This is a genomic window from Methylobacterium sp. E-005 (assembly GCF_022829725.1).
Classification (GTDB): domain Bacteria; phylum Pseudomonadota; class Alphaproteobacteria; order Rhizobiales; family Beijerinckiaceae; genus Methylobacterium.
Genome location: NZ_JAKSYG010000166.1, coordinates 1 through 5412, shown reverse-complemented (window position 1 = coordinate 5412; position 5412 = coordinate 1). Strand labels below are relative to the sequence as shown.

7 protein-coding genes are annotated in these 5412 nt (G+C 69.8%); 6 read left to right on the top strand and 1 reads right to left on the bottom strand.

The features are described from left to right. Positions 1-225 precede the first annotated feature (225 nt). Complete coding sequence (locus tag MKK88_RS18060; RefSeq protein WP_244002095.1) at positions 226-459, bottom strand: NAD(P)-binding domain-containing protein; 234 nt, start codon at positions 457-459, stop codon at positions 226-228. Positions 460-643: 184 nt separating this feature from the next. On the opposite strand from MKK88_RS18060, the gene mmsB reads away from it, so the two are divergent. The 6 genes from mmsB to MKK88_RS18030 all read left to right on the top strand — a co-directional run. Continuing rightward, the gene (gene mmsB, locus MKK88_RS18055; protein WP_244002093.1) at positions 644-1537 is read left to right on the top strand and encodes a 3-hydroxyisobutyrate dehydrogenase; all 894 of its coding nucleotides are present in this window, start codon (positions 644-646) and stop codon (positions 1535-1537) included. Continuing rightward, positions 1534-2313, top strand: a complete 780-nt coding sequence (locus MKK88_RS18050; protein WP_244002091.1) for an enoyl-CoA hydratase — start codon at positions 1534-1536, stop codon at positions 2311-2313. Before mmsB ends, MKK88_RS18050 begins: the two co-directional genes overlap by 4 nt. Before the next feature lie 14 nt (positions 2314-2327). Then, a complete protein-coding gene (locus MKK88_RS18045; RefSeq protein WP_244002090.1) occupies positions 2328-2765 on the top strand; it encodes a hypothetical protein in 438 nt (145 codons plus the stop codon). Between the two features lie 45 nt (positions 2766-2810). Further along, positions 2811-4544, top strand: coding sequence for an AMP-binding protein (locus tag MKK88_RS18040; RefSeq protein WP_244002087.1), 1734 nt, complete (start codon positions 2811-2813; stop codon positions 4542-4544). A 73-nt stretch (positions 4545-4617) separates the two neighbouring features. Continuing rightward, the gene (locus MKK88_RS18035) at positions 4618-4854 is read left to right on the top strand and encodes a hypothetical protein (RefSeq protein ID WP_244002085.1); all 237 of its coding nucleotides are present in this window, start codon (positions 4618-4620) and stop codon (positions 4852-4854) included. Between the two features lie 186 nt (positions 4855-5040). Beyond that, on the top strand, positions 5041-5412 hold a 372-nt coding region (locus MKK88_RS18030; RefSeq protein ID WP_244002083.1), incomplete at its 3' end, for a transglutaminase-like cysteine peptidase.

Sequence of the window (5412 nt, the reverse complement as noted above, 5' to 3'; positions counted from 1 at the left end):
CGGTAGGCGTTGCGGCAGTATGAAAGAGGAGTGTGCGCGGCCGCGATATCGATTCACAGTACGACGGCAGCGGGGCAGTCCGCCAGGTGTGTCGAGGTAAGCAAAGGCACCGGGAGGAACCTGGAGTACGTGGAGACGCGTGAAGGATTCTTGCAGCGCGAGGCCATCCTGCAGGTCATTGACCGTGTGGGTGCGAACGCGGACCACCGGCGCCGCCTCGGAAAGCTAGGTCGCAACCGCACCCACTTGCTGTTCTGATTTCAGTATGGTAATAACTATTTCCTCGCACTCGACCGGTTCCCCGGCCGCGCCCGCCACCGCAAGACTCCTGGCGAGGGCCGTCTCCAGCGAGGCCGGCTCCAGATCGAAGCCCAGCACCGTCTGGCCCGCCGCCACGAGCTTGGCCGGCATGGGGCCGCCCATGTTGCAGAGGACGATGAACCCGATGATCTGCGCCATCCAACCCTGCCTGTATTGTTGTTGCTCGCCTCTCCCGCCCGGCTTCGTCGTGAGGGCAGACCAGCTCGCCCCGGCGGTCTCCCTCCCCCGCAGAGGGGGGAGGGAGAGCGCTTGGGGGATCTGGTCTGCCCTCAGGATGAAGGCGGGTGGGAGAGGCGAGCAACAACAATACAGGGAGGGTTGGATGGCGCAGACCATCGGGTTCATCGGTCTCGGCAACATGGGCGGCCCCATGGCGGCCAACCTCGTGAAGGCCGGCCATACGGTGCGCGGCTTCGATCTGGCGCCGGCCTCGCTGGAGACGGCCCGCGCCGGCGGTATTGCGGTGGCGGGCTCGGCCCTGGAATCGGTCGAGGGCGCGGATGTGGTCATCACCATGCTGCCCGCCGGGCGGCACGTGATCGAGGTCTGGACGCAGCTCGCCGAGGCGCTGCCGGCCGGCACCCTGCTGATCGACTCGTCCACGGTGGACGTCGAGAGTGCCCGCAAGGCCCACGCCCTCGCGGAGGCCCGGGGCTGCCTGTCGGTCGACGCGCCGGTCTCCGGCGGGACCGGTGGCGCGAAGGCCGGCACGCTGACCTTCATGGCCGGCGGCACGGACGCCGCCTTCGCCAGAGCCGAGCCCCTGCTCAAGGCCATGGGCAAGAACGTGTTCCATTGCGGCGATGCCGGCGCCGGGCAGGCGGCCAAGATCTGCAACAACATGATCCTCGGCATCTCGATGATCGGCGTCAGCGAGGCCTTCGCACTCGGCGAAAAGCTCGGCCTGTCGCATCAGGCGCTCTACGACGTCGCCTCGGTCTCCTCGGGCCAGTGCTGGTCGCTGACCACCTACTGCCCGGTGCCGGGGCCGGTGCCGACCTCGCCAGCCAACAACGGCTACAAGCCGGGCTTCGCCGCCGCGCTGATGCTCAAGGACCTCCGCCTCGCCCAGGCCGCAGCCCTCACCTCCGGCGCCGCGACGCCGCTTGGCGCCGAAGCCGCGCAGATCTACGGCCTGTTCGAGGGCGCCGGCCACGGGGGCGAGGACTTTTCCGCGATCATCCGTATGCTCCGCGGTCAGGGAGGCGAGTCGTGAGCGAGACCTACGAGACGATCCTGACCGAGACGCGCGGCCGCGTCCGGCTGATCACGCTGAACCGGCCGAAGGCGCTCAACGCCATCAACCTCCAGCTCACCCGGGAGGTGATCCGGGCGGCGACCGAGGCGGATGCCGATCCGGAGATCGGCTGCATCGTCCTCACCGGCTCCGCCAAGGCCTTCGCGGCCGGCGCCGACATCAAGGAGATGCAGCACGCCACCTACGCGGAGATGTATGCCGGCGACCGGTTCGGCGACTGGGAGCGGTTCACCGCCGTGCGCAAGCCGATCATCGCCGCGGTGGCGGGCTACGCGCTCGGCGGCGGCTGCGAGCTCGCCATGATGTGCGACATCATCCTGGCCGCCGACACGGCGCAGTTCGGCCAGCCGGAGATCAAGCTCGGCGTGATGCCGGGGATCGGCGGCAGCCAGCGGCTCACCCGCTTCGTCGGCAAGGCGAAGGCCATGGAGATGTGCCTCACCGGCCGGATGATGGACGCCGCCGAGGCCGAGCGTTCGGGCCTCGTCTCCCGCGTCATCGCCGCCGACCAGCTCCTCGACGAGGCAATGAAGGCGGCCGAGACGATCGCGTCGATGTCGCTGCCGATCGCCATGATGACCAAAGAGGCGGTCAACCGCTCCTACGAGACGACGCTCGCCGAGGGCATCCGCTTCGAGCGGCGGGTGTTCCATGCCATGTTCGCCACCAAGGATCAGAAGGAGGGCATGGCCGCCTTCGTGGAGAAGCGGCCGCCCCGGTTCGAGAACACCTGAACGGGCAGAGGGCCATGGATGTCCTGGGCCACGATTCGGAACACCGGTTCGAGATGGCTTTCCCCCGCGCGATCGTCGCCCAGAAGGCGCGGGGCCGCGAGGAGACCATCAACGAGCACCTCGTGAAGCTGCTGGCCTTCGGGGTGGCGCCGGAGACGCGGGCGGTCTGGCGGAAGGATCTGGCGCGCCACGTCCGCTTGCTGGCAGCCCTGCGGGTCAAGCCGGGCGCGAGCCTGATCCCCGCCCGGGACTGGTGGGCGTGGCTCTATGCCGACCCGTTCGAACACAACGAAGCCGGCTACACGGCTGGCCTGATCGCGCTGAACGCCGACGATTTCACCCGCAACGGCCGCAGCGTCGGGGCGATCGCCGGGCAGATCCGGGACTTCCACACCGGCATGGTCCAGCGCCTCGGGCGCGGCGAGGCCGGCGAGGACCTGATCCCGGCCTGAAGAAGCCGGGACAGGAGAGGCAACGACGAGGAGGGGGGAACGACCATGCCGAGCTTCCAGGAGGCCCGCGATCTGCTGCTGGCCCACCGCACCGATTACGCCGCCGCCGTCTCGGCCTTCGCGTGGCCCGAGCCGGTGCCGTTCAACTGGGCGCTCGACTGGTTCGACGCCGTGCTGGCCGGCCCCGAGAGCCGCGACCGGGCGGCCCTGCGGATCGTCGAGGCCGGTAGCGGCGCCGAGCAGAGTTTTTCATTCGGCGAACTCGCCCGGCGCTCCAATCAGGTGGCCAACCACCTGCGACAGCTCGGCTTGAAGCGTGGCGACCACCTGCTCCTGCTGCTCGGCAACGTCCCGGCCCTGTGGGAGACCATGCTGGCGGCGATGAAGCTCGGCGCCGTGGTGATTCCGGCGACCACCCTGCTCACCGCCGACGAACTGTCGGACCGCCTCGCCCGCGGCCGCCCCCGGGCGATCGTCGTCGGGCCGGAGCAGATCGCGCGGTTCGCCGGCCTCGACACGGGCGGCGCCATCCGCCTCGTCACGGGCGCCGCCCAGGCGGGTTGGGGCGCCTACGACGACGCGTTCGGCGCTTCGGACAGCTTCGCGCCCGATGGCCCGACCGGGGCCGACGACCCGCTGCTCCTCTACTTCACCTCCGGCACCACCGCGAAGCCCAAGCTCGTGCGCCACAGCCACCGCTCCTATCCCGTGGGCGCGCTCTCGACCATGTACTGGCTCGGGCTCCAGCCCGGGGACGTCCACTGCAACGTGTCCTCGCCGGGTTGGGCCAAACACGCGTGGTCGTCGTTCTTCGCGCCCTGGAACGCCGGGGCGACCATCCTGGTGATCAACCAAGCGCCGTTCAACGCGGCCGCGCTGCTGACCCAGCTGGAGCGCACCGGCGCCACCACGCTCTGCGCGCCACCGACCGTCTGGCGCATGATCATCCAGGAGGATCTGACCGGGAAGCGCCTCGCCCTGCGCGAGGTTTGCGCGGCCGGCGAGCCCTTGAACCCGGAGGTGATCGAGCGCGTGAAGACCGCCTGGGGCCTCACGATCCGCGACGGCTACGGCCAGACCGAGACCACGGCGCTCATGGCCAACACGCCAGGCCAGCCGGTGGTGCCGGGGGCGCTGGGCCGCCCCCTGCCGGGCTACCGGGTCCGCGTGCTCGACGCCGACGGCCAGCCGGCCACGGAGGGCGAGGTCTGCCTGGAACTCGGCGCGCACCGTCCCGCCGGCCTGATGCAGGGCTACGACGACGGCCAGGGCCACCTGTCGGGGGCGGAGGGCGACCTCTACCGCACCGGCGACGTGGCGTTCGTGGACGACCAGGGCTGCTACACCTTCGTGGGCCGGGCCGACGACGTGTTCAAATCCTCCGGCTACCGGATCAGCCCGTTCGAGCTGGAGAGCGTGCTGATCGAGCACCCGGCGGTGGCGGAAGCCGCGGTGGTCCCAGTGCCGGACCCGATGCGCCACACGATCCCGAAGGCCTACGTGTCACTGGTGGCGGGTGCTTCCGCGGGGCCCGAGACGGCCCTCGACATCTTCCGCTTCACCAACGCCCGGCTCGCCACCTTCAAGCGCCTGCGCGGGCTCGAATTCGTGACCGATCTGCCCAAGACCATCTCGGGCAAGATCCGCCGGGTCCAGCTGCGCCGGCTGGAGCATGAAGGGGTCACCGAGGATCCGCACCGGGGCCGGGCCTACACGCAGGCGGATTTTCCGGAGCTGAAGGGCGAGGTGGAACGCAAGCTCGACCAGACGGCGGGGTGAGGAATTCTGCCCTTGCCGTCAGGCTGCCGAGAGCTGACATGACGGCGGTCGAGTCCTTCGGGGATCACGGTCGATGGCGGAGACGGCCGCTCACGAGTCGCTCGATTTTGCGGAGCAGGTCACACGGGTCCTGCGCGCGATGGAAGAGTCGCAGAAATTCGTGGCCGAGCAGAAGAAGCTCATGGCCGAGGCGGCGAAGCTGGAACGGAACCGCGCCCTGGCCCCATGGCAGGTCGCCCTGGCCGGCATGGCGGCGGGCGCGGCGTTCTTCGGAGCGGGTGCCGCCTTCGTGACGCTCCTGGGACCTTGAACGAACCCTCAAGGTTGCCGGTTTCCAAAGGCGAAGCTGCGGATTTGCCGAGCTTCCCAAGCCTGCCGTCGACGCTGTCGCGCAGGACCCAGGGCCCGGCGCCGAATCGATAAAATTGCGCGCATCGCTTTCAGCGCCGCGGAGGCTCTGCGGCGCAATCCTGACCTCACAACGGGGACAGGTTCGATGGGCGCGGGGTTTCTCAGGACGGTTCGGGTGGCGCTGGCGGGCGCGGCGGCGCTGCTCGGTCTCGCCGCCACCGCCGAGGCGCAGACGCTCGCCAGCCTGCCCACGGAGGTCGGCGCCACGACCCTCGGCGACGCGAAGCCGATCGCGGCCTGGGTGACGTTCTGCCAGAGCTACGCAGCCGAATGCGCGGTGGACCGGACCGAGCCGGCCCGCATCAGCCTGACGCCGGCCACCTGGGCGACGATCGTGTCGGTCAACCGCCGGGTCAACAAGGCGGTCGAGCCGATGACCGATCAGGACCACCTGCACGTGGCCGACCGCTGGGATCTGGCCGAGGACGGCATCGGCGATTGCGAGGATTTCCAGCTG

Coding starts and splice junctions, on each gene's coding strand:
- MKK88_RS18060 (WP_244002095.1), bottom strand. CDS start 459: ATGGCGCAGATCATCGGGTTCATCGTCCTCTGCAACATGGGCGGCCCC.
- mmsB (WP_244002093.1), top strand. CDS start 644: ATGGCGCAGACCATCGGGTTCATCGGTCTCGGCAACATGGGCGGCCCC.
- MKK88_RS18045 (WP_244002090.1), top strand. CDS start 2,328: ATGGATGTCCTGGGCCACGATTCGGAACACCGGTTCGAGATGGCTTTC.
- MKK88_RS18040 (WP_244002087.1), top strand. CDS start 2,811: ATGCCGAGCTTCCAGGAGGCCCGCGATCTGCTGCTGGCCCACCGCACC.
- MKK88_RS18035 (WP_244002085.1), top strand. CDS start 4,618: ATGGCGGAGACGGCCGCTCACGAGTCGCTCGATTTTGCGGAGCAGGTC.